Source organism: Actinoallomurus acaciae (assembly GCF_042429965.1).
GTDB lineage: Bacteria > Actinomycetota > Actinomycetes > Streptosporangiales > Streptosporangiaceae > Actinoallomurus > Actinoallomurus acaciae.
This window is the reverse complement of sequence record NZ_JBHLZP010000740.1, coordinates 1-3,130: the sequence shown is the minus strand read 5'-3', so window position 1 is coordinate 3,130 and position 3,130 is coordinate 1. Positions and strand designations below refer to the sequence as shown.

At 73.5% G+C, this 3,130-nt stretch carries 1 protein-coding gene and 1 pseudogene; both read left to right on the top strand.

From position 1 onward, the window contains the following. A pseudogene (locus tag ACFFNX_RS46115) lies at positions 1-197 on the top strand (hypothetical protein); the annotation flags it as partial. Positions 198-329: 132 nt separating this feature from the next. Next, on the top strand, positions 330-3,130 hold a 2,801-nt coding region (locus tag ACFFNX_RS46110; RefSeq protein ID WP_378212677.1), incomplete at its 3' end, for an error-prone DNA polymerase.

Genomic DNA, 3,130 nt, shown 5'->3' with positions numbered 1-3,130 from the left:
CGCCGCATGAGGTGGAGATCGCCGGGCGCCGTCACGTGGTGACGGCGTGGACGGGCCCCTGGCCGGCCCGCGAACGCTGGTGGGACCCGGCCCGCGCGCGCCGCCGCGCCCGGTTCCAGGTCGTCACCGGCGACGACCTGGCCCACCTGCTCGTCTTCGAGGGCGGCCACTGGCACGTCGAGGCCGGATACGCGTAGGGGATCCGAGTGGGCCGGAGTGAACGAAGAGGGGGAGTGACTCGGTGGGCCGGAGCGACCCCGAGGAACGAGGTCGTCCGCGGAGTGAACGAAGAGGGCGAGCGACTCGACGGGCTCGAGCGACCCCGATGAGTGAGCGAAGAGGCGGGTGAGTCGATGGGCTGGAACAACCCGGACATCCCGTGGCGGGAGTTCGAGCGGCGGCTGTCGTGGGGCGGTCGCGAGCCGGAACCCGCCGAGCCGCGCCCGGTGGCTCCGCCGCGGCGGCGTGCGGGCGTGGGCGGCTGGGCGGAGCTGCACTGTCACTCCGCCTACAGCTTCCTCGACGGCGCCTCCAGCCCCCGCGAGCTGATCGACGAGGCGATCCGGCTCGACGTGGAGGCCGTGGCCGTGACCGACCACGACGGCATGTACGGGGCCGTACAGCTCAAGGAGGCCGCCAAGGGCACCGGCGTCGGCACGATCTTCGGCGCGGAGCTGAGCCTCGACCTGCCGGTGAAGCCGGGTGAGCCCGACCCGGGCGGGCGGCACCTGCTGGTGCTGGCCCGTGACGCCGAGGTGTACGGGCGGCTGAGCGGCGCGATCAGCCGAGCGCAGCTCGCCGGCGGAGAGATGGGGGAGGCGGGGCGCGGCCACGGGGGTGGAAAGGGCGCGGCGGGGCGCGGGGGCGGGGGCGGCGGAAAGGGCCGTCCGGTCTATGACCTGGCCGACCTGGCGGACGCGCACGACGGGCACTGGGCGGTCCTCACCGGCTGCCGCAAGAGCCTGGTGCACGGCGGCGACGACCAGGAGGCGGGGCTGCGCACGCTGATCGACCTGTTCGGGCGGGACAACGTCTACGCCGAGCTGATCGACCACGACCAGCCCCTGGACGACGCGCGCAACGACGCCCTGCACGACCTGGCCCGGCGCGCGAAGGTCGGCGTCGTCGCCTCGAACAACGTGCACTACGCCGCGCCGAAGGACGAGTCGCTCGCCGCGACGCTCGCCTCCGTACGCGCCCGGCTGCGGCTGGATGACCTGGAGTCCTGGCTGCCGGCCACGGGGACCGCGCACCTGCGGTCGGCGCGGGAGATGCGGGCGCGGATGGCGCGTTTCCCCGGCGTCGTCGAGCGCACCGTCGAGCTGGCCCGGTCCTGCGTCTTCGACCTGCGGCTGGTCGCGCCCGACCTGCCGGACTGGCTCGTACCCGCGGAGCACACCGAGTCGACCTGGCTGCGGCACCTCGTCGCCGAGGGCGCCGCCGAGCGGTACGGGCCGCGGCGGCGGGCGCGCGAGGCGTACCGGCAGATCGACGAGGAGCTGAACGTCATCGACGGCCTCGGCTTCCCCGGCTACTTCCTGATCGTGCAGGAGATCGTGGAGTTCTGCCGCGACGCCGACATCCTGTGCCAGGGCCGCGGCTCGGCGGCCAACTCCGCGGTCTGCTACGCCCTCGGCATCACCGGGGTCGACGCGGTCAGGCACAACCTGCTGTTCGAGCGGTTCCTGTCGCCGGGCCGCGACGGGCCGCCCGACATCGACCTCGACATCGAGCACCGCCGCCGGGAGGAGGTCATCCAGCACGTCTATGAGAAGTACGGGCGGGACCGCGCCGCGCAGGTCGCCAACGTGATCAGCTACCGGCCCCGCATGGCCGTACGCGACGCGGCGCGCGCCCTCGGCTTCTCCCCCGGCCAGCAGGACGCCTGGTCCCGGCAGCTCTCCCCCCATGAGCCGCTGCCGCCCGACGGCATCCCGGAGGCGGTCACCGAACTGGCCGACCGGATGCAGCGTCTCCCCCGTCACCTCGGCATCCACTCGGGCGGCATGGTCATCTGCGACCGGCCGATCGGCGAAGTCTGCCCGGTCGAGTGGGCCCGCATGCCGGGCCGCACCGTGCTGCAGTGGGACAAGGACGACTGCGCCGCCGCAGGGCTGGTCAAGTTCGACCTGCTCGGGCTCGGCATGCTGTCGGTGCTGCACGACACGTTCGACTTCGTGGCCGCCTTCCACGACCGCCGCTTCGACCTGCACAACATCCCCGAAGAGGACCCGGACGTGTACACCATGCTGCGCGACGCCGACACGGTCGGGGTGTTCCAGGTCGAGTCGCGCGCCCAGATGGCCACGCTGCCCCGGCTCAAGCCCGACGGTTTCTATGACCTGGTCGTGGAGGTCGCGCTGATCCGGCCCGGCCCGATCCAGGGCGGGTCGGTCCACCCGTACCTGCGCCGCCGGAGCGGGCAGGAACCGCCCGCCATTCCGCACCCGCTGATGCGGAACGCGCTGTCTCGCACCATGGGCGTGCCGCTGTTCCAGGAGCAGATGATGCAGCTCGCCGTGGACTGCGCGGGGTTCACCCCGGCGGAGTCGGACGCGCTGCGGCAGGCGATGAGCGCCAAGCGCGCGCCCGAGCGCATCGAGAAGCTCCGCGAACGCCTGCTGACCGGCATGGCCGAGCGCGGCATCTCCGGCGAGATCGCCGAGGAGGTCTACACGAAGATCCTCGGTTTCGCGAGCTTCGGCTTCCCCGAGTCGCACGCGCAGAGCTTCGCCCATCTCGTGTACGCCAGCGCGTACCTCAAACGGCACCACCCCGCGGCGTTCACCGCGGCGCTGCTGGCCAACCAGCCGATGGGCTTCTACGCCCCGCAGACCCTGATCGGCGACGCGCGGCGGCACGGGGTCCGCGTCCTCGGCGTGGACGTGAACGCGAGCGCGGTCAAGGCGACGATCGAGGGCCCGTACGCCCCCGCCGGCGGGTCCCCGCACTCGCCCTCCGCCGAGCAGCCGGCGGTCCGGGTGGGCCTGGAGTACGTGCGGGGCCTCGGGGCCGAGGGCGCGGACCGGATCGCCGCCGGGCGGCCGTACGAGAGCCTGGAGGACCTGGTCCGGCGAGTGCCGTTGCCCCCCGCGGCGCTGGAGGCCCTCGCCACCGCGGGCGCGTTCGG